At 43.9% G+C, this 25,407-nt stretch carries 25 protein-coding genes, 1 riboswitch and 1 other annotated feature; of the genes, 17 read left to right on the top strand and 8 right to left on the bottom strand.

Features of this window, described 5'->3' with window-relative positions; genetic code table 11:
- The first annotated feature begins 96 nt into the window (after nucleotides 1–96).
- The 4 genes from bioB to bioD are packed head-to-tail and all read left to right on the top strand — an operon-like array spanning nucleotide 97 to nucleotide 3,831.
- Nucleotides 97–1,149 carry a biotin synthase BioB gene (bioB, locus tag AB6D07_RS00430; RefSeq protein WP_010439965.1) on the top strand — a complete coding sequence of 351 codons (1,053 nt, stop codon included), beginning with the start codon at nucleotides 97–99 and terminating at the stop codon, nucleotides 1,147–1,149.
- On the top strand, nucleotides 1,136–2,347 hold the full coding sequence (gene bioF / locus AB6D07_RS00425; protein WP_029223137.1) for an 8-amino-7-oxononanoate synthase: 1,212 nt from the start codon (nucleotides 1,136–1,138) through the stop codon (nucleotides 2,345–2,347). The genes bioB and bioF overlap by 14 nt, the downstream gene beginning before the upstream one ends.
- Nucleotides 2,348–3,151 carry a malonyl-ACP O-methyltransferase BioC gene (bioC, locus tag AB6D07_RS00420; protein WP_009848818.1) on the top strand — a complete coding sequence of 268 codons (804 nt, stop codon included), beginning with the start codon at nucleotides 2,348–2,350 and terminating at the stop codon, nucleotides 3,149–3,151.
- Nucleotides 3,148–3,831 carry a dethiobiotin synthase gene (gene bioD / locus AB6D07_RS00415; RefSeq protein ID WP_029223136.1) on the top strand — a complete coding sequence of 228 codons (684 nt, stop codon included), beginning with the start codon at nucleotides 3,148–3,150 and terminating at the stop codon, nucleotides 3,829–3,831. The genes bioC and bioD overlap by 4 nt, the downstream gene beginning before the upstream one ends.
- 71 nt (nucleotides 3,832–3,902) lie before the next feature.
- Here bioD and AB6D07_RS00410 read toward each other — a convergent pair whose 3' ends face one another.
- Both AB6D07_RS00410 and AB6D07_RS00405 read right to left on the bottom strand, forming a co-directional pair.
- Nucleotides 3,903–4,118, bottom strand: a complete 216-nt coding sequence (locus tag AB6D07_RS00410) for a hypothetical protein (RefSeq protein WP_017104094.1) — start codon at nucleotides 4,116–4,118, stop codon at nucleotides 3,903–3,905.
- A 33-nt stretch (nucleotides 4,119–4,151) separates the two neighbouring features.
- Nucleotides 4,152–5,540: an MATE family efflux transporter gene (locus tag AB6D07_RS00405; RefSeq protein WP_050546673.1), complete on the bottom strand. Its 1,389-nt coding sequence runs from the start codon at nucleotides 5,538–5,540 to the stop codon at nucleotides 4,152–4,154.
- A gap of 95 nt (nucleotides 5,541–5,635) precedes the next feature.
- Between AB6D07_RS00405 and AB6D07_RS00400 the strand changes: the two genes are divergently transcribed.
- A complete protein-coding gene (locus AB6D07_RS00400; protein ID WP_017104092.1) occupies nucleotides 5,636–6,526 on the top strand; it encodes a LysR family transcriptional regulator in 891 nt (296 codons plus the stop codon).
- Nucleotides 6,527–6,694: 168 nt separating this feature from the next.
- On the opposite strand, the gene AB6D07_RS00395 is transcribed toward AB6D07_RS00400, so the two are convergent.
- Entirely contained in the window at nucleotides 6,695–6,862 is a 168-nt protein-coding gene (locus AB6D07_RS00395; protein ID WP_009848816.1) for a hypothetical protein, read from the bottom strand.
- A 277-nt stretch (nucleotides 6,863–7,139) separates the two neighbouring features.
- Here AB6D07_RS00395 and htpX point away from each other — a divergent pair, with 277 nt between their 5' ends.
- Nucleotides 7,140–8,003, top strand: coding sequence for a protease HtpX (htpX, locus tag AB6D07_RS00390; RefSeq protein ID WP_017098153.1), 864 nt, complete (start codon nucleotides 7,140–7,142; stop codon nucleotides 8,001–8,003).
- Between the two features lie 309 nt (nucleotides 8,004–8,312).
- On the opposite strand, the gene purB is transcribed toward htpX, so the two are convergent.
- The 3 genes from purB to mnmA form a co-directional block, all read right to left on the bottom strand.
- Nucleotides 8,313–9,683: an adenylosuccinate lyase gene (gene purB / locus AB6D07_RS00385; RefSeq protein ID WP_009848814.1), complete on the bottom strand. Its 1,371-nt coding sequence runs from the start codon at nucleotides 9,681–9,683 to the stop codon at nucleotides 8,313–8,315.
- Nucleotides 9,684–9,826: 143 nt separating this feature from the next.
- On the bottom strand, nucleotides 9,827–10,444 hold the full coding sequence (gene hflD / locus AB6D07_RS00380) for a high frequency lysogenization protein HflD (RefSeq protein WP_017098155.1): 618 nt from the start codon (nucleotides 10,442–10,444) through the stop codon (nucleotides 9,827–9,829).
- Nucleotides 10,445–10,490: 46 nt separating this feature from the next.
- Nucleotides 10,491–11,627, bottom strand: a complete 1,137-nt coding sequence (mnmA, locus tag AB6D07_RS00375) for a tRNA 2-thiouridine(34) synthase MnmA (protein ID WP_017098156.1) — start codon at nucleotides 11,625–11,627, stop codon at nucleotides 10,491–10,493.
- Between the two features lie 203 nt (nucleotides 11,628–11,830).
- Between mnmA and AB6D07_RS00370 the strand changes: the two genes are divergently transcribed.
- Both AB6D07_RS00370 and AB6D07_RS00365 read left to right on the top strand, forming a co-directional pair.
- Nucleotides 11,831–12,100, top strand: coding sequence for a hypothetical protein (locus AB6D07_RS00370; protein WP_004734567.1), 270 nt, complete (start codon nucleotides 11,831–11,833; stop codon nucleotides 12,098–12,100).
- 102 nt (nucleotides 12,101–12,202) lie between these two features.
- Nucleotides 12,203–13,507: an inosine/guanosine kinase gene (locus AB6D07_RS00365; protein ID WP_009848810.1), complete on the top strand. Its 1,305-nt coding sequence runs from the start codon at nucleotides 12,203–12,205 to the stop codon at nucleotides 13,505–13,507.
- A gap of 66 nt (nucleotides 13,508–13,573) precedes the next feature.
- On the opposite strand, the gene AB6D07_RS00360 is transcribed toward AB6D07_RS00365, so the two are convergent.
- Both AB6D07_RS00360 and AB6D07_RS00355 read right to left on the bottom strand, forming a co-directional pair.
- Nucleotides 13,574–14,778 (bottom strand): IS3 family transposase gene (locus AB6D07_RS00360; protein ID WP_139137523.1). Its coding sequence is split into 2 segments (ribosomal slippage): nucleotides 13,574–14,391 and nucleotides 14,391–14,778, totalling 1,206 coding nucleotides; the frame shifts between segments, so codons are not numbered across the junction.
- 191 nt (nucleotides 14,779–14,969) lie between these two features.
- Nucleotides 14,970–15,380: an H-NS family nucleoid-associated regulatory protein gene (locus tag AB6D07_RS00355; RefSeq protein WP_012604381.1), complete on the bottom strand. Its 411-nt coding sequence runs from the start codon at nucleotides 15,378–15,380 to the stop codon at nucleotides 14,970–14,972.
- Between the two features lie 378 nt (nucleotides 15,381–15,758).
- Nucleotides 15,759–15,936: riboswitch (Lysine riboswitch) on the top strand.
- Between the two features lie 112 nt (nucleotides 15,937–16,048).
- On the opposite strand from AB6D07_RS00355, the gene AB6D07_RS00350 reads away from it, so the two are divergent.
- The 9 genes from AB6D07_RS00350 to hisIE all read left to right on the top strand — a co-directional run bounded on the left by AB6D07_RS00350 (nucleotide 16,049) and on the right by hisIE (nucleotide 25,324).
- Nucleotides 16,049–17,641 (top strand): Na+/H+ antiporter NhaC family protein, encoded by a 1,593-nt coding sequence (locus AB6D07_RS00350; protein WP_029223134.1) that lies wholly within the window; start codon nucleotides 16,049–16,051, stop codon nucleotides 17,639–17,641.
- A 189-nt stretch (nucleotides 17,642–17,830) separates the two neighbouring features.
- Nucleotides 17,831–17,966 (top strand) — a sequence feature (His leader region).
- 52 nt (nucleotides 17,967–18,018) lie between these two features.
- Nucleotides 18,019–18,915: an ATP phosphoribosyltransferase gene (gene hisG, locus AB6D07_RS00345; protein ID WP_029223133.1), complete on the top strand. Its 897-nt coding sequence runs from the start codon at nucleotides 18,019–18,021 to the stop codon at nucleotides 18,913–18,915.
- On the top strand, nucleotides 18,915–20,234 hold the full coding sequence (gene hisD, locus AB6D07_RS00340; protein WP_372091229.1) for a histidinol dehydrogenase: 1,320 nt from the start codon (nucleotides 18,915–18,917) through the stop codon (nucleotides 20,232–20,234). Before hisG ends, hisD begins: the two co-directional genes overlap by 1 nt.
- Nucleotides 20,235–20,243: 9 nt before the next feature.
- Complete coding sequence (gene hisC / locus AB6D07_RS00335; RefSeq protein ID WP_017098158.1) at nucleotides 20,244–21,284, top strand: histidinol-phosphate transaminase; 1,041 nt, start codon at nucleotides 20,244–20,246, stop codon at nucleotides 21,282–21,284.
- 129 nt (nucleotides 21,285–21,413) lie between these two features.
- Nucleotides 21,414–22,502 carry a bifunctional histidinol-phosphatase/imidazoleglycerol-phosphate dehydratase HisB gene (gene hisB, locus AB6D07_RS00330; protein ID WP_017104089.1) on the top strand — a complete coding sequence of 363 codons (1,089 nt, stop codon included), beginning with the start codon at nucleotides 21,414–21,416 and terminating at the stop codon, nucleotides 22,500–22,502.
- A 24-nt stretch (nucleotides 22,503–22,526) separates the two neighbouring features.
- Nucleotides 22,527–23,141, top strand: a complete 615-nt coding sequence (hisH, locus tag AB6D07_RS00325) for an imidazole glycerol phosphate synthase subunit HisH (protein ID WP_017101631.1) — start codon at nucleotides 22,527–22,529, stop codon at nucleotides 23,139–23,141.
- Nucleotides 23,142–23,184: 43 nt separating this feature from the next.
- Nucleotides 23,185–23,922 carry a 1-(5-phosphoribosyl)-5-[(5-phosphoribosylamino)methylideneamino]imidazole-4-carboxamide isomerase gene (hisA, locus tag AB6D07_RS00320; RefSeq protein ID WP_012604374.1) on the top strand — a complete coding sequence of 246 codons (738 nt, stop codon included), beginning with the start codon at nucleotides 23,185–23,187 and terminating at the stop codon, nucleotides 23,920–23,922.
- Complete coding sequence (gene hisF / locus AB6D07_RS00315) at nucleotides 23,904–24,677, top strand: imidazole glycerol phosphate synthase subunit HisF (protein ID WP_017104088.1); 774 nt, start codon at nucleotides 23,904–23,906, stop codon at nucleotides 24,675–24,677. Before hisA ends, hisF begins: the two co-directional genes overlap by 19 nt.
- Complete coding sequence (hisIE, locus tag AB6D07_RS00310; RefSeq protein WP_017098160.1) at nucleotides 24,674–25,324, top strand: bifunctional phosphoribosyl-AMP cyclohydrolase/phosphoribosyl-ATP diphosphatase HisIE; 651 nt, start codon at nucleotides 24,674–24,676, stop codon at nucleotides 25,322–25,324. The genes hisF and hisIE overlap by 4 nt, the downstream gene beginning before the upstream one ends.
- Nucleotides 25,325–25,407: the final 83 nt, after the last annotated feature.

The raw sequence follows: 25,407 nt of genomic DNA, 5'->3' as shown, positions 1-25,407 counted from the left end.
TGTTGACAGTCTAAAGCTTGTCGGTAGACTATCCAAGCATAAATACAATCTCTATTGATAGAGATGTAACATCAAATAATAAAAAAGGATCGACACGTGGAAGTTCGTCATGACTGGACAGTTGCTGAAGTAAGAGCACTGCTTGAAAAACCGTTTATGGATTTAATGTTTGAAGCTCAAGTGGTTCATAGACAGTACCAAGAGCACAACCACGTGCAGGTGAGTACGCTTCTATCAATTAAGACAGGTGCTTGTCCTGAAGATTGTAAGTATTGCCCTCAGAGTGCTCACTACCGAACGGATGTCGACAAAGAACGCTTAATGGAAGTCGAGCGTGTTTTGGATGCGGCGCAAAAAGCTAAGAACGCAGGCTCGACTCGCTTCTGTATGGGCGCGGCATGGAAAAACCCGAAAGAACGCGATATGCCTCACCTAACTGACATGATCAAAGGTGTGAAAGGCATGGGCCTAGAAACATGTATGACACTAGGCATGTTAACGCCTGATCAAGCAGGTGAGCTAGCGGACGCAGGTTTGGATTACTACAACCATAACCTTGATACGTCTCCGGAGTTCTACGGCAGCATCATCACCACTCGTACTTACCAAGACCGTTTAGATACGCTATCTCATGTGCGTGATGCCGGTATGAAGATCTGTTCTGGTGGTATTATTGGTATGGGCGAAAGTACCAATGACCGTGCAGGCCTGCTTGTAGAGCTTGCGAACCTTCCTGTTCACCCAGAAAGTGTACCAATCAATATGCTTGTGAAAGTCAAAGGCACACCGATGGAAAACGTCGATGATGTTGAATCTTTTGACTTCATTAAATTGATTGCGATTGCTCGTATAATGATGCCTATGTCTGCGGTTCGTTTATCAGCAGGCCGTGAGAACATGAACGAACAGATGCAAGCGATGTGTTTCATGGCGGGTGCGAATTCTATCTTCTACGGCTGTAAGCTACTGACTACGCCAAACCCAGATGAAGACACGGACATGCAGCTGTTTAAGAAGTTAGGTATCAACAGCCAACAGGTGGCTCAGAAGCCTGACGAAATTCAAGAAAATGAACTGTTAGATCAAGTGGTGGAGCGGGTTGCTGCTCGTCCAACGAAAGATGACATGTTCTACGATGCCACTGTTTAAATCGCGCATCAAAAGTGCCCTTGCTCATCGCCGTGAGCAAGGGTTAACTCGTCAACTTAAGGTACTCGAAAACAGTAATGGCCCTTTGCTTACTAGCGAAGGTTCTAGCTTCATTAATTTTTCGAGTAATGACTATTTAGGCTTGGCAAACGATCTTGAGTTGGTAAATGCGTGGCAAACTGGTCTTTCTCAGTATGGCGTCGGCAGTGCGGCATCGCCATTGGTCACAGGTTTTAGTCCTGCTCATCGAAATTTAGAGGCTCAGTTGTGTGAATGGCTCAGCTTTGAACGCGCCATTCTCTTTAACTCTGGTTTCAGTGCTAACCAAGCTTTGTTGTTTTCTCTGCTCGAAAAAGACGACTTTCTGTTGCAAGACAAACTTAACCACGCCTCCCTGACAGAAGCGGGGATACTTTCACCTGCAACCATGAAACGCTTTAAGCATAACGACACGCAACATTTAGAGTCGCTATTGAGTAAAACTCCACAATCTTTGGTCGTGACTGAGGGTGTGTTCAGCATGGATGGTGATCAAGCGCCTCTCAGTCAGATATCTAGCCTGACTAGTCAATACGACAGTTGGTTGGCGGTTGATGATGCCCACGGTATTGGCGTATTAGGTGATAAAGGGGCAGGGAGCTGCAGTGCGGCACAAATCTCCCCCGATATTTTGGTGGTGACCTTTGGTAAAGCATTTGGCCTTTCTGGTGCTGCGATTCTTTGTTCGTCAGAGGTGGGTGATTACTTAACTCAGTTTGCTCGGCATCATGTGTATTCGACGGCGATGCCACCTTCACAAGCGGTGGCTTTATCTCATGCGTGTCAGATGATTCAGACGCAAGAGTGGCGTCGTGAGAAGTTGACAGAACTTGGCGCCCTTTATGCTGAGCAGATGAGTGGCGTGAAAGGCTTTATTGATACTCAGACGCCGATCAAGCCATTTTTAATCGGCGAAGCCCAAGCTGCACTATCTATTGCTGAAGAGTTAAAGCGCAATCAAGTTTGGGTAACGGCAATAAGGCCACCAACGGTGCCTATTGGGACTGCTCGTTTGCGTATTACCTTAACGGCGAACCATAGTCAGGAACAGATTCTTCAGTTAACTGACTCGTTGCTTCAAGCAATAGAGCGAAGCAACGACTCTGGAAGCAAACCAAGCATAGAATCAAGCTTTGAATTAAAGAAAGAGGCTCAGTAAATGTCACAAGAAGCAGTAGTGCATAATTACGTAAGCCAAGATAAGAGTGCGATTGCTGAAGCCTTCGGCAAAGCAGCTGCAACCTATGACAAACACGCTGAGTTTCAGCGCGATGTAGGCCACCGACTATTGGACAAGCTACCGAGTGACCTCTCTGGGTTAAAGGTGCTCGATCTAGGTTGTGGTACAGGGTATTTCTCTGAACAGTTAGTTAAGCGAGGTGCTGCAGTGGTATGTGCTGACCTTTCCAATGGAATGTTGGACGAAGCAAAACAGCGCTGTGGTGTATCAGTCTCTTCATATCAACAAGCCGATGCCGAGCAATTACCGTTTGAAGACGGGCACTTTGACATCGTTTTCTCTAGCCTTGCGTTGCAATGGTGTGACGACTTGTCGTCGCCTTTGAGAGAGATGAAGCGTGTTACAGCGGTTGGTGGACGTGTTATTTTCTCAACTTTGCTTGATGGATCACTGTTTGAACTGAAAAAGTCGTGGTCCAAAATTGACGCACATCAACACGTTAACCATTTTATTACAATCAATCAGGTAAAAATTGCGTTAGCGCAATCTAGCTGTACGGCTCATCAACTAGACTTGCCCACCATCACCGTTTGGTACGACACTGCGTTTGAACTGATGCGCGACCTTAAAGGTATCGGCGCTAATCACGTAAGTGGTCGCTCACAAGGTTTAACAAGTCGCCGCATGTTGCAGCTTGTTGAACGGGAATATCGAGAGTTTAAAAACCATCAAGGTTTCTTGCCAGCAACATATCAAGTTTGTTTAGGGGTTATTCAATTATGATTGATGCATTATTCATTGCAGGTACGGATACCGAAGTGGGAAAAACTGTGGTTTCAAAAGCGATTCTTCAAGCTTTGGCCGCACAAGATTTATCAACAATTGGTTATAAGCCAGTTGCAGCAGGGTGTGAACAATACCCTGAAGGGTTACGTAACAGTGATGCATTGCACCTTCAAGAAGCTGCGACGCAAGATATCGCCTACGAAGACGTTAATCCGTATGCGCTGTTGCTACCATCATCACCACACATTGCAGCAAAGCATGATGGTGTGGTGATTGATGAAACCGTATTATCAGCTAAGTTGGCAGAGCATAAGCAAAACTCTGACATCGTGTTAGTTGAAGGTGCTGGTGGTTGGCGTGTACCGGTTTCTGATGAAGAATATTTGTCTAGCTGGGTCAAAAAAGAGCAGCTGCCAGTGGTATTGACGGTCGGCATTAAGCTTGGCTGTTTGAGTCATGCACTGCTAACTGCAGAAGTGATTCGTGCTGATGGACTGAACCTAGTAGGTTGGGTTGCAAACCGTATTAACCCAGGTACTGAACATTACGCCGAAATTATAGCGATGCTTGAAGATAAGCTAGGTGCTCCGAAGTTGGGGGAGATCCCTTACGTACCAAGAGCGGAGTCTAAGGACATCGGTAAATATATTGATGTTGCCCCGCTTCTTAATTTATAGGTTTAGCCAACTGAATCAGAAAAACCGATTGTAATTGTTACAGTCGGTTTTTTTATTTTTGCATCAGCACATTACTTTTTATCTTCTTGATTCTCTGGTTTATAGCCCATCGTTCGAATATGTTCACCGTGGATTGTGTTTTTCATTAATACCCACAAAGCTTCAAGAAATCGTTTATGCGCTTCGTGATGTCGAATGTACTTAATATGGACAAATAGATAAATAGCTATGAAAAGTAGAGTTGCTATGGTGAGGCCATAGGCTTCATATAAGGTGATTAAATTCATTTTTATCTCTCAATTTTATCTAAGTTAAGTGTTTTATTGGGCTAGATAGTTCAGCCACTTTTTGCTTCTAAACCGATGAATACATGCAAACCATTTGAACAGAGCTTCCAAGAAAAATAGAGCGAAGATCCATTGCGGGCTCAAACCCATTAATAAAGCACCTATTGCAGCCAAAGGAATACCAAAACACCATTGGGTGAGTAGATCTTGATATAAGCAGAACTTTACATCACCCCCTGCTCGTAACACGCCAACAACCATCGTTGTTGGGAGTGACCGCAAAACAATTCCGACACACAAAATCAAATAGAACTTATTGGCTAGCTCTCTAGTAGTGGCTTCCATCGAGGTAAAGAGATTTAGAATGCTGTCTTTGAGTACGTACAAAGATAGAGATACACAAAGGGTAACCAAGAATGCGGTTGCAATGAGCACGATAGCGTGTCGGTAGGCTGTCTCAAAATCTTTCGCGCCTATATGGTTACCAATAATAACGGCAGAGGCGTTGGCGATGCCGATCAAGAAGCTAAGCGAAAATGCTTCAATCGGTGTAATGATAGATAAAACAATCAGACCTTCATCGCTTGCCTGTCCCATGATTGAGGTATAGGCAAACAATCCTCCTGCCCATAATGTAAAATTCACTGTGGTAGGGAAGGCCAAACAAGTGAGTTGCTTTATGTGGGGAAACTGTAAAGCTTGTTTGATATCTGAGGAATTAAATAAGGTTACGCTTTTACTCAGTTTCAAATAGATAAGCGTAATAACAACTTCAAGCCCACAACTGATTAACGTTGCAATAGCTGCACCTTTCAATCCCATTTGCGGTGCGCCAAAGTGTCCAAAAATGAATACCCAATTCAGTGCGATATTGAGAATAATCCCAAGACTACTCAGATATAGACTGGTTGAGGCTTGATGTATCGAGCGTAAGTAGGCTGCGATGCTGCCTGTAAATGCTACGCAAAATAAACTAAAGCTGGTAAAAATCAGGTATTGAGAGCCTAAAGCTTGAACTTCAATGTTACTGGAAGATAACCCCATAACCTGTGAATTCGCCAGCGCCAGAACACCGAAAGGTAACAAGGCGAGTAAGCTTGATAGTAACCAGGTTAATGCAGTACCTCTTCTTGTCCCTTGGTGATCTTTTTTTCCAAAATATTGAGCAATTAAGATCGCTCCGGCGGTTGTTACACCAGAGAGAATAATGGTAGCAACAAATAAGGCTCGGCTAGCAACGCCTGCGGCAGCGATGTCATTTTCGCTCAATTGACCAATCATGATTAGGTCAATTACTCCTTTGCTAGAAAAAAAGATACTTTGTAGCGTTATAGGGATCGCGAGAGCAAAAAGCTGCTTTAAGAGTGGAGCATTAAATTGCGCCAATGGATTTGAAGTTATTGTTCTTTTTTTGGGAGTCATAGCACTAGCAAGTAAGAAATACTGCTAGCAATTATGATTGTACTTTAGCACCATATAAAACCACTTATGATGGGGTTTTACGTTCAAGAGGCCGTATGCATACATTGGAACAATTGCGAGCTTTTGTCGCTGTCTACGATGAACATTCGTTTAGTGCTGCGGGACGTCGTTTAAAGAAAGACCGTACTACTATTCGAGAGTTGGTTAAATCTTACGAAGATTCATTAGGTTATGATCTTTTTACTATCATAGGAAGAAAGGCAGTCGCGACCTCAGCAGCAGAAAAACTCTACCCACACGCTATTTTGGTCATTCGACAAGATAGTAAGTTGGCAGAAATCAGTAAGTTTTTATTTACCGATTCGAGAACACATTTCAATATCGGCTATGACACTGACTTTCCTTTTGATTTTTTGAAATGCCTAGAGTTATGGGCAGCAAAATCTTTTCCATTGGTCAGTATTAATTGGCTAGCAAGAAACCGTGAAATTGGGCTAGAGGATTTGAAAAGCGCAGAGTTAGACTTTGCTTTTTTCCCCACAAGAGGTTCAATTTCATTGACGTTCCCTGCCTATTTTCAACACCTTGGTTATGTCGATTATGGGTTATACGTTGGATCGAATTCTAGATTAGCGACTAAAGCAAGTTTTGACCTCGAAGATGTGCAGTTGGGGACTCAATATTTGAGTGAAAATGCCTTAAAAGCAGGGGGAGTGATAAAAGCTTTCTCTTACAGCACGCGCGTTGTGAGCAGTAGCGATCTCATTATTCAATTGCTTCAAGAGCAAGGGTGGGCATTGCTTCCTAATCATGCGGCAGAAAATGGCGTGCGGAATGGAGGGGTACAAAAGAAAGAGACGAGCTTGCTTTGTAACGATTTGAAAGTGCCTTTTAGTTTGTTTCATACTGTTGAGCTAGAACGTGACCCATTTATTAAAGCGCTTTGTGAAGAGTGTGCTGTGCTGGCTAAACGGTATTTTCAATAGTGGTGTAGGCCATCAATTATCGACCTTGTAAGGAAGATTGAGGTGTTGTCAGTTAGTCAATATAGAGTTTTAACAACAAGAAAAGGGCTGCATTGCAGCCCTTTTGCTATGTTAAGCCTTTTGGCCATGAGTTTATAAACAACTGGCCTTTGAACAAGTCGCTATGGGTTAGTGTTCTTTTGTAAGTCCCATTAGTGCTTGTTGTGTCTCTGTGATTTTTGTCTGTGCCGCTTGCGGTGTTAGGATCCCAATCTGCTTTTTTGCTTCTTCTTCAGTAATCCCTAGGTGACAGCACAGTAAATCGATAGCCATTTGAGTGTTAGTACCTTCAACCATGATTCTTCCCTTTTTGTACATGGACTAGCCAATAAATCATCTGAAGCCACTGTAAACGGATTGTTATACCGACACCATACGACTTAGGTCTAATAGACTGGAGGTGATTCGAATATGGTCTCGTAATCAAATGTTGCAATTTAATGCTTAACCTTGTTTTCTTAATCTAAGACTATATGTATAAGTAAGTATAAGTCTTCAAGGTTGGAATAAATTGCTGTCTGCCTTGTCTATAATAATAAGTTTTATAAAAACAGCTTTCATGCGGAGATAAGTAATGAAGCGAGTAATGTTGTTCCTTGCAACCAACCTAGCGGTTGTATTGGTACTAAGTGTTGTTCTTAATATTGTATACGCAGTTACAGGTATGCAACCTGGTAGCCTATCAGGCTTATTGGTGATGGCTGCAGTATTTGGCTTTGGTGGCTCATTCATTTCATTGATGATGTCAAAGAAAATGGCGCTACGATCGGTAGGCGGTATGGTCATTGAAAGTCCACGTAACGAAACCGAACATTGGTTGATGGAGACAGTAAGCCGTCAGTCTCAACAAGTTGGTATTGGTATGCCAACGGTGGCGATTTACGATTCGCCAGACATCAACGCGTTTGCGACGGGCGCTAAGCGTAATGATTCATTAGTAGCAGTCTCTACGGGTCTGCTACACAACATGACGCGTGATGAAGCTGAAGCAGTGTTAGCGCATGAAGTGAGTCACATCGCGAACGGTGATATGGTGACCATGACGCTAATGCAGGGCGTGGTGAACACGTTCGTTATCTTCCTATCTCGTTTCATCGCCAACATTGTTGCGTCGAATGACAACGAAGAAGAGGGTGGCAGTAACATGATGGTGTACTTTGGTGTGTCTATGGTGCTGGAATTAGTATTTGGTTTCTTAGCAAGCTTCATTACGATGTGGTACAGCCGTCATCGTGAATTCCATGCCGATGCAGGTGCTGCGCACTTAGTAGGTAAAGAGAAGATGATAGCAGCACTAGAACGTCTTAAGGTGAGCCATGAGCCACAACTAGAAGGTTCTATGATGGCATTTGGTATCAACGGCAAGAAATCGCTTACTGAGCTTCTGATGAGCCACCCACCACTAGACAAGCGTATTGCATCTCTACGTAACATGTAATCGCTACGTAATTCTCAGTCGCTAGTCGACAAGAGACCTTTTAAAGGCTTCCTTCGGGAGGCCTTTTTTGATTTTGGTGTTCAAGACAGTAAGTATCCGAGGGATATGTGTCTGGTGATAGAGGGTTACTAGTGATGAAGCGTTGCGATATTTATTGGTTGATATCGCACGGACTGACATGTGTAGGGTAATTAGGAGGGGGGCTATGTTCTTTTGATTACAGCTCTTGCTCAGTGCACTTTCTTCCGCTCAACAAAAAGGCTTCCACATGGGAAGCCTTAGTCTATTCTGTGATTCGAAATTCGAATCTTACAGCTTGTCAGTTAGCTCGATAGCTTGACCGATGTAGTTCGCTGGAGTCATCTCTTTCAGACGAACTTTCTCGTCTGCAGGGATTTCAAGGCCGTCGATGAATGCACGCATGCCTTCGCCATCTACACGTTTACCACGAGTTAGCTCTTTTAGCTTCTCGTATGGCTTCTCGATGCCGTAACGGCGCATTACTGTTTGTACTGGTTCTGCTAGTACTTCCCAGTTCTTGTCTAGTTCAGCAAGTAGCGCTTCACGGTTAACTTCTAGCTTACTAATACCTTTCAGAGTCGAAGTGTATGCAATGATAGCGTAGCCAACACCAACACCTAGGTTACGAAGAACCGTAGAGTCAGTAAGGTCACGCTGCCAGCGAGAAACTGGAAGTTTTTGTGCAAGGTGGCTGAATACTGCGTTTGCTAGACCAAGGTTGCCTTCAGAGTTTTCGAAGTCAATTGGGTTAACTTTATGCGGCATTGTAGAAGAACCGATTTCGCCAGCAATAGTCTTCTGCTTGAAGTGACCAAGAGCGATGTAGCCCCAAACGTCACGGTCGAAGTCTAGAAGGATAGTGTTGAAACGAGCAACAGCGTCGAATAGCTCAGCGATGTAATCGTGAGGTTCGATTTGAGTTGTGTACGGGTTCCAAGTTACGCCAAGAGATTCAGTGATGAACTCTTCGCTGAACTGGTGCCATTCAACTTCTGGGTATGCAGAAAGGTGTGCGTTGTAGTTACCTACAGCACCGTTGATTTTCGCTAGGATCTCAACGTTTTCGATTTGCTTGTATTGACGTTCCATACGGTACGCAACGTTAGCCATCTCTTTACCCATAGTAGAAGGAGAAGCAGGCTGACCGTGCGTACGAGACAGTAATGGAATGTCACGGTACTCGTTCGCAAGCGCTTTGATAGCATCAATTACGTTACGGATTTCTGGAAGAATCACTGTGTCACGAGCTTCTTTAAGCATAAGCGCGTGAGATGTGTTGTTGATGTCTTCAGAAGTACATGCAAAGTGAATAAATTCGTTTACAGCGTGAAGTTCAGGAACGCCAGCAACTTTCTCTTTCAAGAAGTACTCAACCGCTTTAACGTCGTGGTTAGTCGTGCGCTCGATCTCTTTGATACGTAGAGCATCTTCTTCACTGAAGTTAGCAGCTAGTTCATCAAGAAACTGGTTAGCTTCTGCACTGAACGCTGGTACTTCTTTGATTGCATCTGTAGCTGCAAGCTTTTGTAACCAACGAACTTCAACGATAGAGCGGTACTTTAGTAGGCCAAACTCACTAAAGATGCTGCGTAATGCAACAGTCTTGCTTCCGTAACGGCCGTCTACTGGTGAAACAGCAGTCAATGCTGACAGTTCCATGGTGTTCTCCTGAATTGAATTTTCTAAATTTTGAGAGGTTTATACCAGTAACAATCTCAATTGTCACGCATATTGCGCAATCGTTTGCGTGAGAGTTGTGTTGGTACAAAAAACAAGCTCGCGACGAGGCGCGAGCTAATAAATCACATGCGAGCTAGCAGGATTTGAGCCTGCTCGATCATCTTCTTGCGACCGAAGATAAGGTGGCGACGTTTACCGCCAACTTGACGCCATAACACAGCGCTTCGAATTCCTGATAACAGCAGGGCACGAACCTTATGCTGGCTCGACGTCTGTTGAAGTACAGCTGGCGTACCAGAAACCTGAATACGCGGGCCGATAGGGCTCACAACATCAAGGTAGATACTGGCTAGGTTGCTGATCATTTGCTCGTCAAACAGATCAAAGTGTTCAGTTTGACGTTCTGCAGTTTGAATACGGTCGCCAAGCTGAGACATAGAGTCGTTACGAGAAGATAGCTTACGCTCAAGTGCCATCAAGCTGATGATGTAGCGAGTAATATCGCTACCAGCGGGAGTACTATCGATACCTTTTACTAAGCACTTAAGGCCAAGCTTTAGGTTCGCTTCACGTCCAAAGACACCCACGGTGTTCGCTGGATTGGTATTTAAAATGGCACTGAGTGAAGCTTCGAAGGCATCTTTATCACAATGGCCGTCTTTCGCTACTTGTTGAACCAAAGCCACAGCTTGGCAAATTCCAGCGAAAGCAATAGTACGGTCATAAAGTGTATTAGCCACGTAGTAACTCCTAGTTGTCTTCTATTGTTTGTCGTTCGATTATTGGTTAGATGCGCTTTTCAATGATACCACCACCAAGACATACGTTGTCTAGGTAGAACACTGCTGATTGACCTGGGGTCACCGCAATTTGTGGTTCGTCAAAAATAACCTTAATGTTATCATCATCAATTGGGATGATTGTACAAGGAATATCGGTCTGACGGTAACGTGTTTTTACCGTGCACGTCATAACTTCAGTAATTGGTGTGCGATTAACCCAATGAAGCTGAGAAGCGATCAAACCTTCTGATTTTAAAAGAGGGTGGTCTTTACCTTGTACCGCGATCAGAACATTACGTTTAAGATCTTTTTCACCAACAAACCATGGTTCTTCATTACCGCCGCCACCTTTGGTGCCACCGATATGCAGGCCTTTACGTTGGCCTAGTGTGTGGTACATCAAGCCTTGGTGTTGCCCAATAACTTGGCCTTCTGGTGTCTCGATGTTTCCCGGTTGAGCGGGTAGGTATTTGCCTAAGAACTCAGTGAACTTGCGCTCACCAATAAAGCAGATGCCTGTTGAATCTTTCTTTTTCGCAGTGATCAAGTCTTGCTCTTCAGCAATACGTCGTACTTCTGGCTTCTCTAATTCACCCACAGGGAATAGGCTGCGTGCCACTTGATCTGAGCTTAGCGTATAAAGGAAATAACTTTGGTCTTTATTGCCGTCTAGGCCGCGTAGCATTTCTGGCTTCGCACCAGCGTCTAGCTCTTCTTGTGTTGGGAAAGTACGACGAACATAGTGACCCATCGCGATGTAGTCTGCGTCTAATACTTCATCCGCAAACTCTAAGAATGCTTTGAATTTGATTTCTTTGTTACAAAGGATATCTGGGTTCGGTGTACGACCCGCTTTGTATTCTTCCAGAAAGTACTCGAATACATTATCCCAGTACTCTGCTGCAAAGTTGATAGTGTGAAGGTGGATACCTAACTTGTCACATACCGCTTGAGCATCAGCAAGGTCTTCAGCTGCCGTGCAGTATTCTTCGTTATCGTCTTCTTCCCAGTTTTTCATGAAAAGGCCTTCTACCTGATAGCCTTGTTGCTGAAGAAGATACGCCGATACTGACGAATCTACACCGCCGGACATACCGACAATTACTTTCTTTTCGCTGTTTCCAGAGCTGATATCTGACATGTCTAAACACCGTTACTATTACTTGGTCGCAGATTCTAACAGAAAGAGAAACACCGTGACAGATCCGAGACCGGAATCACAGTTTCATTTGCACAAATAATGCGCTGACTTCGTTAGAGAATCGCATGAACGCGAGGAGACTCGCTAGGATGTCAGATCTATATGTGGCATAGTCGCTCAAAATCCAAGAGCTGAGATAAAAAATGTCTGAACAAAATGAGTTTATGCAAGAAGAACAGTTGATCGAGATTATCGAGAACCAACTTGAAGATGGACAACCAGTAAAAGTTAAAGAGACGCTAATGCGTTTAATGATGACAGGTACACCTCGTGAAGAGGCAATTGCAGCGATGGCATGTGCACTGGCAATTGAAGTATTTGATGTAATGAAAAACGGCGCAGAGTTTAATCAGAAACGTTACGCCGAGCATTTGGGCATGCTGCCTGATCTTAGCTTTATGGAAGGCGAATAAAAAAATAGCCTAGCAAACGTTTGCTATAGTTTGAAAGATTGCCGCGTTAAATATAGCGCGGTAGAATCCGCCACCTATTTCCCCTTGACTTAGACTAGCCCTATGAAATTCCCTGGACAACGTAAATCAAAGCACTATTTTCCGGTTCACGCTCGTGACCCTTTAGTAAGCCAAGCTCAAACGAGCAAAAGAATGTCACGTACCCATATTATCGGTATTGACCAAACTTTGGTGGATATTGAAGCAAAGGTGAGTTCTGAGCTAATCGAGAAATATGGCTTAAGTAAGGGACACTCTTTGGTTATTGGTGATGAAGCTGCTGAATCTTTGTATCAAGAATTAAAAGAACAGTGCCTGATCACTAATGAATACGCAGGTGGCACGATCGGTAACACATTACACAATTACTCAGTATTGGCGGATGACCGTTCAACACTGTTAGGTGTAATGAGCCAAGATATTAAAATTGGTAGCTACGGTTACCGCTATTTATGTAATACATCAAGCAGAATGGATCTGAACCATTTACAAGGGGTAGATGGCGCAATTGGTCGCTGCTTTGCATTAATTACAGAAGATGGTGAACGTACTTTCGCAATTAGCGAAGGACAAATGAACCAATTAAAACCAGAAAGCATCCCTGAGAAAATTTTCAAAAGTGCTTCTGCTTTAGTATTAACGGCGTATTTAGTTCGTTGTAAACCAGGTGACCCTATGCCTGAAGCAACAATGAAAGCTATTGAGTACGCGAAGAAATACGATGTACCTGTTGTTTTAACGCTTGGTACTAAATTCGTTATTCAAGATGATCCAGAGTTTTGGAAAGATTTCCTTGAACAACATGTAACCGTTGTTGCAATGAACGAAGACGAGGCTGAAGCATTAACTGGTGAAAGCGATCCTCTAGCTGCTTCAGACAAAGCACTAGATTGGGTAGACTTAGTTCTATGTACAGCAGGCCCTGTGGGCTTGTTTATGGCGGGTTACACAGAAGATGCAGTGAAGCGTGAAACATCATTACCGTTGTTACCAGGCTCGATTGCTGAATTTAACCGTTATGAGTTTAGTCGTCCCGCACATAAAGATTTATGCGAAAATCCAACGAAAATCTATTCGCATATCGCACCTTACATGGGCGGCCCAGAAAAGATTAAGAATACTAATGGTGCCGGTGATGCTGCGTTGTCTGCTCTATTACATGATATGGCCGCTAATAAGTACCATAAAGAAAATGTGCCTAACTCAAGTAAGCATCAGCATTCATTCTTGACGTATTCTTCTTTCTCACAAGTTTGTAAATATTCAAACCGCGCAAGTTATGAAGTATTAGTTCAGCACTCGCCACGATTATCTCGAGGCCTTCCTGAAAGAGAAGATAGTCTAGAAGAAGCGTACTGGGAAAGATAAGGCATTTTTTTGATTTATATTTCTAATAGTGATGACCCGTCCTGATATGGGTTGACACTTGATTGACTAAAACGCTCGATGTACTTCATCGGGCGTTTTGTATTTTAGAGCTGTGTGAGGCCTATATTCATTATAGATTTTTACTGATTCGGCGACCATTTTCTTTGCTTCATCTAAATCATTAGGCTTATTCAACAGATACTCCATCTTCAGTATTCCGTTGATCCTCTCTGCCAACGCATTCTGATAACAGTCATAGCCATCAGTCATTGAGCAAGATACATCATACTGTCGATGCAACTCTTGGTATTCAACAGAGCAGTACTGAACACCTCGATCTGAGTGATGTACAAGCTCACCTGTATTCTTCCGTTCTTTCAACGCGTTTAAAAAGGCCTGCTTGACCGTGCGAGCTTTCATATCATCACTTATGTGATAGCCCACGATTTTTCTTGAGTAAGCGTCCGTCACTAAACTGAGATAAGTACTACCACGCCGCGTTGCTAGATAAGTAATATCGGCAACCCATAATTGCTCTGGTCTTTCCGGTATTAAGCCTTCTTTGACACGATTCGGATGGCAGTAAAAGCGATGATTACTGTTTGTGGTTCGATGATAAGCCCTTCGATTCTGCACTAATAATCGATTCATTCTCAGCAGAGAGAATAAGCGGTCTCGCCCTATTTCAATATCGTTCTGAGCAAGTAAATACTTGATCTTACGAGTTCCTATACGAGGGTGCATCATCCTTTGCTCCTTCACAAAACCGAGTACTGATTCATCTTTCTTTGTCTGATGAATTTCTGCAACACAGCGCTTGTAGAAAGCTTGTCGTGTAATACCTATGAAGTGACAAGCTTTAGTGACGGTCAACTTTCTGACCGTTTTTTCCTTAATAACTCGGCCTTGCGCTTCTTTGAGATTCGGACACCGAAATCTCGATCCATGACTTTTACAACCGCTTCAAAGAACTCAGCTTTGAGCTGAGTCTCTTCTAATTGCTGCTCGAGTTCTTTGATTCGTTGCTCTGGGGTTTGAGTTGAGGAAGAGTTTGACATAGTCGCTCCTAACGCTCTCGATTGTTCTATTCCTTTAGACCAATCTAGTTGACCATGTGTACGAAGCCAAACTAAAACGGTAGAGCGACCTTGGATCCCATAACGTTCTTGAGCTTGCTTATAAGTCATTTCGCCTTTTTCAACTTGGCTTACGACTGCCAATTTAAAGGCAAGAGAATAATCTCGTTGAGTACGTCTACTTGTTGTTTTCATGACACTCTCCAATTTCATGTTGGAAATGTGTCAACCATATTTAGGACGGTACATGAAATATAAAAAAGGCTCCGAAAGGAGCCTTTTTTGTTTCTGAATATATTGAAGCCGTAAATAATACTTTAGTCGACTTAAATATTAATTCTATTGCTTAGTGGGTTATTGATTATTCACTTAGCAAACTCGATGCCTTAAAGAGCAAACTCTTCTAGAGATTTACCAGCATCTAGTTGTTCTTGGATAGCTGAAGGCGTACGGCCTTGACCTGTCCAAGTTTTCTCGTCGCCATTCGCGTCTACGTATTTGTATTTCGCAGGGCGAGGAGCACGTTTAGATTTTGTTGTTTTAGATTTTGCTTCACCAGAAAGTGCAGCAATAAGATCGGCAACATCGATTCCGTCTTTTGCAATTTGTTCTGCGATAGCAGAAAGTTTAGCTTCTTGCTCTGCTTTTGCTGCGCGTTCTTCAGCTTCAGACTCTTGACGTTCTTGTACAACAATAGTCAGCTTGTCTAGCGCTTCTTCAAGTTGCTCAAGAGTTAATTCACGTGAGAACGCACGAAGGCTACGGATATTTAATAGAGTTTTTGTTAATTCAGACATGATACTTCCCATCAAGGTAAACTAAATAATCCTCCTAATAATAAACAGAGGCTAAGAATAAAACAAATAGTATTTCTTCTATTAGTTATTTAAATAAAAAAATGAGACGAGTGCTTTAAGATGAAAAGATAGACCTCTAATGAACTTATAATAACTATTAAGAATATCTTTAAAAAAAACAGGTGAGATCTGATATGTGTTAAGTGGAGTAATCCGTAAAAGTTGACTATTCTTCTATTGATTACTTCATTAACAAAAAACTATTTTTCTCGGAATGATATGTTGCATTGTTGCTATTGATGGGTACAATTGCGGCTACCTGATGCGGTGCTTTGGTTAATCTGTTGTTAAACTCTGGTTTACACGGTTAATAATGTTACCGCACGTAGAGGTGCAATTATAAAGAGTAGTTTTCGTTGGGGTGATGCCAATGAACGGGAATGAAAGGTGTAATTGCCGAAGTAAATTGTATATCTAAGCAATTTGCTGGGGTTGTGCTCAATAGGTACAACACTGCCATAGTCTTAATTTTAAACTATGGAGCGCTACTGTAGGGTTGGGTGAAGTGTTCACTTCCCTTTCGCTTAGTTCAACATGAGCTTGATAAGCCGTATCAAGTTTATCTGCAGTAGATCTCTAGCCAAATAAAAAACTGGTTTTTGAAGATCATGAATTTAATAGATTTTGCAACATCGCCTTTATCGCTGCTTCCTCCCTTGGTTGCCTTGACTCTTGCTATTGTTACCCGTCGTGTATTAGTTTCCTTGGGTGTCGGTATCGTCATGGGTGCGATTCTACTTGCTGACTACTCAGTAGGTAACGCAGCTAGCTACGTCTTTACTAAAGTATCTGGTGTTTTCATCGAAGATGGTGGTATTAACACTTGGAACATGAGCATCGTTGCTTTCCTAATTATCCTTGGAATGACAACGGCATTATTAACACTGTCTGGCGGTACTCGCGCATTCGCTGAGTGGGCACAGTCTCGTGTTAAGAGCAAACGTGGTTCAAAACTACTTGCTGCCTTCTTAGGCGTATTCATCTTTGTTGATGATTACTTCAACAGCTTAGCGGTAGGTGCCATCTCTCGCCCTGTAACTGACCGCTTCTACGTATCTCGCGCTAAGCTAGCTTATATCCTAGATTCAACTGCTGCTCCTATGTGTGTGATCATGCCGGCTTCTAGCTGGGGTGCTTACATAATCACTATCATTGGTGGCATCTTAGTGACACACGGTGTGACAGAGTATTCTGCACTGGGTGCTTACGTTCGCCTTATCCCAATGAACTTCTACGCTGTGTTCGCACTATTAATGGTGTTTGCCGTTGCGTGGTTTGGTTTAGATGTTGGCAAAATGCGCGAGCATGAGATTGAAGCCTCTCAAGGCCGTGGTTTTGAAGGTGATAATGATCAAAAGCAAGCGCACGATCTAAACGAAGAGCTAGATATTCAAGAGAGCGAAAACGGTTCTGTTTCTGATCTCGTTATGCCAATCGTAGCGTTAATCGTCGCGACGGTTGCAGCAATGCTTTACACCGGTGGCCAAGCGCTTACTGCTGATGGTCAAGCATTCAACTTGCTTGGTGCATTTGAAAATACAGATGTAGGTAAGTCTCTGGTTTACGGTGGTGTTATTGGTTTACTCGTTGCGCTAGCAACGGTATTCAAACAGAAACTGCCTATGGCTGATATCACAAGAACAATGTGGATTGGTGCAAGCTCAATGTTTGGCGCTATCCTTATCCTTGTATTTGCATGGACGATTGGTTCTGTTATTGGCGACATGAAAACAGGTTCGTACCTATCCTCTCTAGCAACAGGTAACATCGATTACCACTGGCTACCGGTTATCTTGTTCCTTCTTGCTGGCCTAATGGCGTTCTCGACAGGTACATCTTGGGGTACGTTCGGTATCATGTTACCGATTGCGGGTGACATGGCTGCTGCCTCTGACATCGCGCTAATTCTTCCTATGCTAAGTGCGGTTCTTGCGGGTTCTGTATTTGGTGATCACTGTTCTCCAATCTCGGATACAACGATTCTGTCTTCTACAGGTGCGCGTTGTAACCACATTGACCACGTATCGACTCAGCTCCCTTATGCGCTGTCTGTGGCGTTCGTATCGTGTATTGGTTTTATCACCCTAGGAATGACATCATCAACTGGCATTGCATTTGGCGCAGCGTCTCTAACGTTTGTTGCGGTATGTTTTGCTTTGGCTTATTTCTCTCGTTGCAAGATAGCAACGTGTAAAAGCTAATCATCATTTGATTGAATAATGAGAAGGGAGGCGTTTGCCTCCCTTTTTTTGTGTTCGTTAATTTAATTTTAAATTTCGTGAAAAAAGTTCGAATAAATGGTTGAAAAAGGGTGTCAGCTTAGTTAGTGTGGAGACAAGACAGCAAACAACCTAAGAGCTGATAAGTATGCGTAAATTAGTAATGAACATTCATCACCATCATCACCCTATCTAGTCTTTCGGGGAGATTTACGTATACCCGGGAGCAAGAATTCTCCCGGAGGTTAAGTCAAAGAATTTAGATTTAAACCCTCGGGACGACAAAGTCTTCCGAGGGTTTTTTAGTTTTAGCACTTTAAATAATCAATAAATTCAAATATTTGCACAGGGATATAGCAATGCAGACACAACGCCTAAGAATCGCAATTCAAAAGAAAGGTCGCTTAAGTAAAGAGTGCCAAGATCTACTTAAAAAATGTGGTGTGAAATTTAACATTATGGGTGAGCGCTTAGTTGTTCATTCACTAAATATGCCAATCGACTTGTTACTCGTTCGTGATGACGACATCCCAGGTCTTATCATGGATGGTGTGGTTGACCTTGGTTTTATCGGTGAGAATGAACTAGAAGAAGTTCGCCTAGACCGTGTCGCTCTAAAGGAGCCTTCAGAGTTTCGTACACTACGTCGCTTAGACTTCGGTGGTTGCCGCCTTTCTATCGCTATCAACAAAGATGAAGAATACAACGGCCCACAAGACCTAGCGGGTAAACGTATTGCGACAACTTACCCACAATTACTAAAAGCCTACATGGACGAGCAGGGTGTTGAATTCAGCGCTTGTATGCTAACTGGCTCAGTTGAAGTTGCCCCTCGCGCAGGTCTAGCAGATGCTATCGCAGATTTAGTTTCTACAGGTGCAACGTTAGAAGCAAACGGTCTAAAGGAAGCAGAGGCTATCTTCCAATCTAAAGCAACACTGATTCAACGTGTGGGTGATTTCGATGCAGACAAAACGGCATTGATTGAAAAACTACTGACTCGTATGCAGGGTGTTCAACAAGCGAAAGAGTCGAAGTACATCATGCTTCACGCACCAACGTCTCAGCTAGAGCAAATCAAAGCTCTACTACCTGGGGCTGAAGATCCTACGGTTCTTCCTCTATCTACAGACAAAGACAAAGTTGCCGTTCACCTAGTAAGTACAGAGAACTTGTTCTGGGAAACTATGGAACAGCTGAAAGAGTTGGGTGCAAGCTCGATTCTAGTATTACCAATCGAAAAAATGATGGGGTAGTGACGATGAGAACCGTTGTTTGGCAATCTTTAAGTGAATCACAGCAAGACTCGGTATTAGAGCGTCCAGCTATTACTGAAGGTGCAAACATCACAGCGACTGTTTCTGATGTTATTGCAAAAGTACGAAATGAAGGCGATGCCGCACTTAAGGAACTGACTGAAAAGTTCGATGGTGTGACTCCAGAATCTATCCGAGTTAGTTCGGGTGAGATCGAAGAGGCATGTGCTCGTCTAACACCAGAGATGAAGCAAGCGTTGGAGCAAGCTTACAGCAACATTGCTAAGTTTCACGAAGCTCAAAAGCCACAGCCAATTAAGGTTGAAACACAGCCTGGTGTTGTGTGTGAGCAGGTGACGCGCGCGATTAATACTGTTGGACTTTATATTCCGGGTGGCAGCGCGCCACTTCCGTCAACGGTTCTTATGTTAGGTGTACCTGCTCAAATTGCGGGCTGTCGTAAGGTTGTGCTTTGCTCACCTCCGCCAATTGCTGATGAAATCTTGTATGTCGCTAATCTTTGTAAAATCGATGAGGTTTACAATGTTGGTGGTGGTCAAGCGGTTGCTGCGATGGCGTACGGGACCGAGAGCGTGGCTAAGGTTGATAAGATCTTCGGCCCAGGTAACGCTTACGTAACGGAAGCTAAACGCCAAGTAAGTAACGACTTCCGCGGCGCGGCGATTGATATGCCTGCTGGCCCGTCTGAAGTGTTAGTGATTGCAGACGAAACTGCGGATGCTGACTTCATTGCTGCTGATCTACTGAGCCAAGCTGAACATGGGCCAGATTCACAGGTTGTATTAGTAACACCATCACCAGTTATTGCCGACCAAGTAACCGATGCGGTTCAGAAGCAATTGAAAGAGCTGTCTCGTGCGAACACCGCTCAGCAAGCATTGGCTTCAAGTCTAATCATCATTGCTGAATCGATCACTCAAGCGATTGCGATTTCGAATTTCTATGGTCCTGAGCACTTGATTGTTCAGACCAAGAGTCCACGAGAATTACTGCCGTTACTAGACAATGCTGGTTCAATCTTCTTGGGTGACTGGTCTCCAGAATCTGCAGGTGACTACGCATCAGGCACAAACCACGTTCTTCCGACTTACGGCTATACCAAGACTTATTCAAGCCTAGGTTTGGCGGATTTCTCTAAGCGTATGACGGTACAAGAGTTAACAGCTGATGGCTTACAAGGCCTAGCGCCAACGGTAGTCACAATGGCGGAAGCCGAAGGTTTGGACGCACACAAACGTGCGGTGACCATCCGAGTTGAAAAATTAAATCGATTTGAACAGCTAAATAAAGCGAAATAAGGGTAGGGCATGGAAAAGTTAGCAAGAAAACAAGTTCAGGCTCTAACACCTTACTTGTCTGCAAGACGCATTGGTGGCAGCGGAGATGTATGGTTGAACGCCAACGAATCTCCGTTTGATAACGAGTACACCTTAAATCTGACTCGACTTAATCGCTACAGCGAGTGTCAGCCTAAAGAGCTAATCGATGCTTACGCTCAATATGCGGGTGTTGCACCAGAGCAAACGTTGACTACTCGTGGTGCTGACGAAGGCATTGAACTACTGATTCGTGCTTTCTGTGAGCCGAACGAAGACGCTATTCTTTACTGCCCACCCACTTACGGTATGTACGCAATCAGTGCAGAGACGATTGGTGTTGAGCGTAAAGTGGTGCCTCTGACTTCTGAATGGCAATTGGATCTTCCTGCTATTGAAGCTCAACTTGACAACGTAAAAGTGGTGTTTGTTTGTAGTCCAAATAACCCAACAGGTAACTTAGTTAACCGTAAAGACATCGTTAAACTGCTTGAAATGACACAAGACAAAGCGATTGTGGTGATGGATGAAGCGTATATCGATTTCTGCCCTGAAGCATCAACGGTGGATTTGCTTGCTCAGTATCCGAATCTAGCGATTCTTCGAACTCTCTCGAAAGCATTTGCTTTAGCGGGTTTACGTTGTGGCTTTACGCTAGCGAACAAAGAGCTTATCGATGTATTGTTAAAAGTAATTGCTCCTTATCCAGTGCCAATCCCTGTTGCTGACATTGCCGTTCAAGCTCTTTCAGAGCAAGGACTAGCGCGTGCTAAGTTCCAAGTTTTGGATTTAAGTGCTAACCGAGCGTATTTACAAGCAGGTCTATTAGGCATGCCTCAAGTAACGGTATTTGATGGTTGGGGTAACTACCTACTGGTTAAATTCCCGAACGGCGATGAGTTATTTAAAGCGGCTTGGGATACGGGCATCATTTTGCGTAATTCACCAATTGAAGACTGTGTTCGTATTAGTATTGGTAATCGCGAAGAGTGCGAAAAGACACTTGGATTCATTCGTAACTTTTATCAGTAACGAAAGGCTTACCAGTAATAACATTTGCCAGTTTGATTGGATTAATTGCAGGCTGGCAAGTGAAACCAATATTTTGGGTTAGCGTTGATTTTAGCTAGGCCAGCAGATTTAAATTAAAAGGAAGTTCAAGTGAGTAAACAACAGAAAATACTTTTTATAGACCGTGACGGCACCTTAATTGTTGAGCCGCCAGTTGACTTTCAAGTAGACCGTTTAGACAAACTAAAATTCGAACCGTTAGTGATTCCTAGCCTACTTGCACTGCAAGATGCGGGTTATCGCTTAGTGATGGTGACTAACCAAGATGGTCTAGGTACAGATAGCTACCCGCAAGAAGAGTTCGATGCTCCACACAATATGATGATGGAGTTCTTTGAGTCTCAGGGCGTTAAGTTTGATGATGTTCTAATCTGCCCTCACTTTGATGAAGACAGTTGCTCTTGCCGCAAGCCTAAGCTGGGTATGGTTAAAGAATACCTACAGGGCGGTAAAGTTGACTTCCAAAAGTCAGTCGTGATTGGTGATCGAATGACGGATCTTCAACTTGCTGAGAACATGGCAATTCGTGGTATCCAATATGGCCCGGATGCAGAAACTGAAGGCACGCTTAACTGGCCACAAATCGTTAAAGATCTGACGGTTAATTCGCGCATTGCTGAAGTGGTTCGTACCACTAAAGAAACGGACATCAAGGTGGCAGTAAACCTTGATGAAACCGGTGGCAACAAGATCGACACAGGCATGGGCTTCTTCGATCACATGCTTGATCAAATCGCGACACACGGCGGTTTCCAAATGAACCTGACTGTGAAGGGCGATCTACACATTGATGATCACCACACAGTAGAAGATACCGCTCTTGCTTTAGGCCAAGCATTGAAAGATGCATTAGGCGATAAACGTGGTATTGGCCGCTTTGGTTTCAGCCTACCAATGGATGAGTGTTTGGCTCAGTGTGCGCTAGACCTTTCTGGCCGTCCATACCTGAAGTTCGATGCTAAATTCAGCCGCGAGCAAGTGGGTGACCTTTCAACAGAGATGGTGGTTCACTTCTTCCGTTCTCTAACCGATACATTGGCTTGTACGCTACACCTTTCTTCTGACGGTAATAATGATCACCACATCATTGAGAGCCTATTCAAAGCGTTTGGCCGTACTCTTCGCCAAGCAATCAAAGTTGAAGGTAACGAGTTACCAAGCAGCAAAGGCGTTCTGTAAGGCTAACGTGAGCAAGGAAAAACAATGAAAGATCAAAAAGTCGTTATTATTGATACTGGTTGTGCCAATGTTTCCTCGGTGAAGTTTGCGATTGAACGTCTAGGCTACGCAGTTGAAATTTCAAAAGAACCAGACGTTGTTCTTGCTGCCGATAAGCTATTCCTACCCGGTGTAGGTACAGCAAGTGAGGCAATGAAGAACCTGCAAGAACGTGACCTTGTTACCCTTGTGAAGCAAGTAGAGAAGCCTCTGCTAGGTATCTGTTTAGGTATGCAGCTGTTAGGCAAACTGTCTCAAGAGAAAGGCCAAAAGGCTGACGAGTTAGTTGAATGCCTAGGTTTGTGTGATGGTGAAGTTCGTTTACTTGAAACGGGTGATTTGCCATTACCACACATGGGCTGGAACACAGTAACCGCGACACCTAATCACCCTCTATTTAAAGACATTGAAGAAGGTGAATACTTCTATTTTGTTCACAGCTTCGCAATGCCGGTGGGTGACTACACAATCGCACAATGTGATTACGGCAATCCGTTCACAGCCGCAGTGCAAAGTGGCAACTATTATGGTGTTCAGTTCCACCCAGAGCGATCTTCGAAAGCTGGCTCTAAGCTGATTCAGAATTTCTTGGAATTGTAATAAGGACTAGGCAGCGGCTAACGTTGCCCTATAAGGAATGTAAATGATTATTCCCGCGTTAGATTTAATTGAAGGTCAAGTAGTTCGCTTATTCCAAGGAGACTACGGGCAAGTAACAGAATACAAAGTAGACCCAGCTGAGCAGTTTAACTTGTACCACCAAGCTGGCGCAGGTTGGCTTCACCTTGTTGACTTAACGGGTGCAAAAGACACAACGGCTCGTCAGTTAGACTTGATTGCTAAGCTACTGGCTAGCACGCCTGCAAACATCCAGATTGGTGGTGGCGTGCGTAACGAGCAAGATGTTGTTGATCTGCTAGAAGCTGGCGCACAACGCGTTGTAGTTGGTTCTACAGCAGTTAAGCAACCTGAGTTGGTGAAAGGTTGGATGGAGAAGTACGGCGCTGAAAAAATCGTGCTGGCTCTGGATATTAACATCGACGAAAGCGGCACACGTAAAGTCGCGATTTCAGGTTGGCAAGAAGATTCAGGCGTGACCATTGAAGCGCTAATTGAAGATTACCTCACGGTTGGCCTTAAACACGTTCTGTGTACTGATATTTCACGTGATGGCACGCTAGAAGGATCAAACGTAGAGCTCTATGTTGATCTTTGTAAGCAGTACCCACAAGTACAATTCCAATCATCGGGCGGCATTGGCAGCTTAGCTGATATCGAAGCGCTTAAAGGCAGCGGTGTTGCTGGTGTGATTGTTGGTCGTGCGTTACTTGACGGCAAGTTTACCGCAGAGGAGGCATTTGCATGTTGGCAAAGCGAATAATCCCTTGTTTGGATGTCCGTGATGGACAGGTGGTTAAGGGCGTTCAGTTCCGTAACCACGAAATTATTGGTGACATCGTTCCGTTAGCGCAACGTTATGCGGAAGAGGGCGCTGATGAATTAGTATTTTACGATATCACTGCATCAAGCGATGGGCGTGTAGTCGATAAAAGCTGGGTGAAACGTGTAGCAGAAGTGATTGATATTCCTTTCTGTGTGGCTGGTGGTATTAAGTCTGCGGAAGATGCAGCACGCATTCTTGAGTTTGGTGCAGATAAAGTATCCATCAACTCGCCTGCATTGGCTAACCCACAGCTAATCACTGACCTAGCCGATAAGTTCGGCGTACAGTGTATCGTTGTCGGTATCGATTCATACTTCGATAAAGAGACGGGTAAATATCAGGTTTACCAATTCACAGGCGATGAAGCGCGTACCAAAGCAACCAAGTGGGAAACCAAAGATTGGGTGCAGGAAGTACAGAAGTGTGGCGCCGGTGAGATCGTGTTAAACATGATGAACCAAGATGGCGTTCGCAACGGCTATGATATCGACCAGTTAAATATGGTACGTTCGGTGTGTAATGTACCCCTGATTGCATCAGGTGGCGCAGGTGCAATGGAACACTTTGCTGAAGCTTATAAAAAGACCAACGTGGATGGAGCACTTGCGGCTTCGGTATTCCACAAACAAGTCATCAATATTGGTGAACTTAAACAGTATTTAAAACAACAAGATGTAGAGGTGCGACTATGAGTTTTGAACCCGTAAGCTTATCAAAAACAGAAGTAGGCGCATTGTCAGAGCGTATTGATTGGGAAAAAGTCGATGGCTTAGTGCCAGCGATTGTTCAAGATTACCAGTCTAGCCAAGTGCTGATGATGGGATATATGAACCCAGCAGCACTAGAGAAAACAGGCGAGACTGGCCAAGTGACGTTTTTCTCTCGCACCAAAGAGCGCCTTTGGACGAAAGGTGAAACGTCAGGCAACGTATTGCAACTGCACAACGTCGCCTTGGACTGTGACAGCGACACCTTACTGGTTAAAGTTAATCCCATTGGTCCAACGTGCCACACAGGTACAACAACGTGTTGGGATGGAGACAAGCAAGAAGAGTCTCAGATGGTGTGGCTTCATCAGCTTGAGCAGCTATTGGCTGCCCGCAAGGACGCCGATCCTGAATCTTCTTATACTGCCAGTCTATATGCCCGTGGCACCAAGCGTATTTCGCAAAAAGTGGGCGAAGAAGGCGTTGAAGTCGCGCTTGCGGCGACGTCGGGCGATAAGGCGGAGTTAGTGTGTGAATCAGCAGATTTGATTTACCACCTAATGGTTCTTCTTCAAGATCAAGGCTTATCGATGGATGATGTGGTAAACAAGCTGAAAGAGCGTCATAAGTAAGCTCTCTTTAGATTAATAGAACCGCGTAAAAGACAGGCAAAAGCCCCGCAAACAAACATGTTTACGGGGCTTTTTAGTTTTTT

The sequence above is a fragment of the Vibrio sp. 10N.239.312.C11 genome (assembly GCF_041466065.1).
In the GTDB taxonomy this organism is placed as follows: domain Bacteria; phylum Pseudomonadota; class Gammaproteobacteria; order Enterobacterales; family Vibrionaceae; genus Vibrio; species Vibrio tasmaniensis_A.
This window is presented reverse-complemented; position numbering and strand designations above follow the sequence as displayed.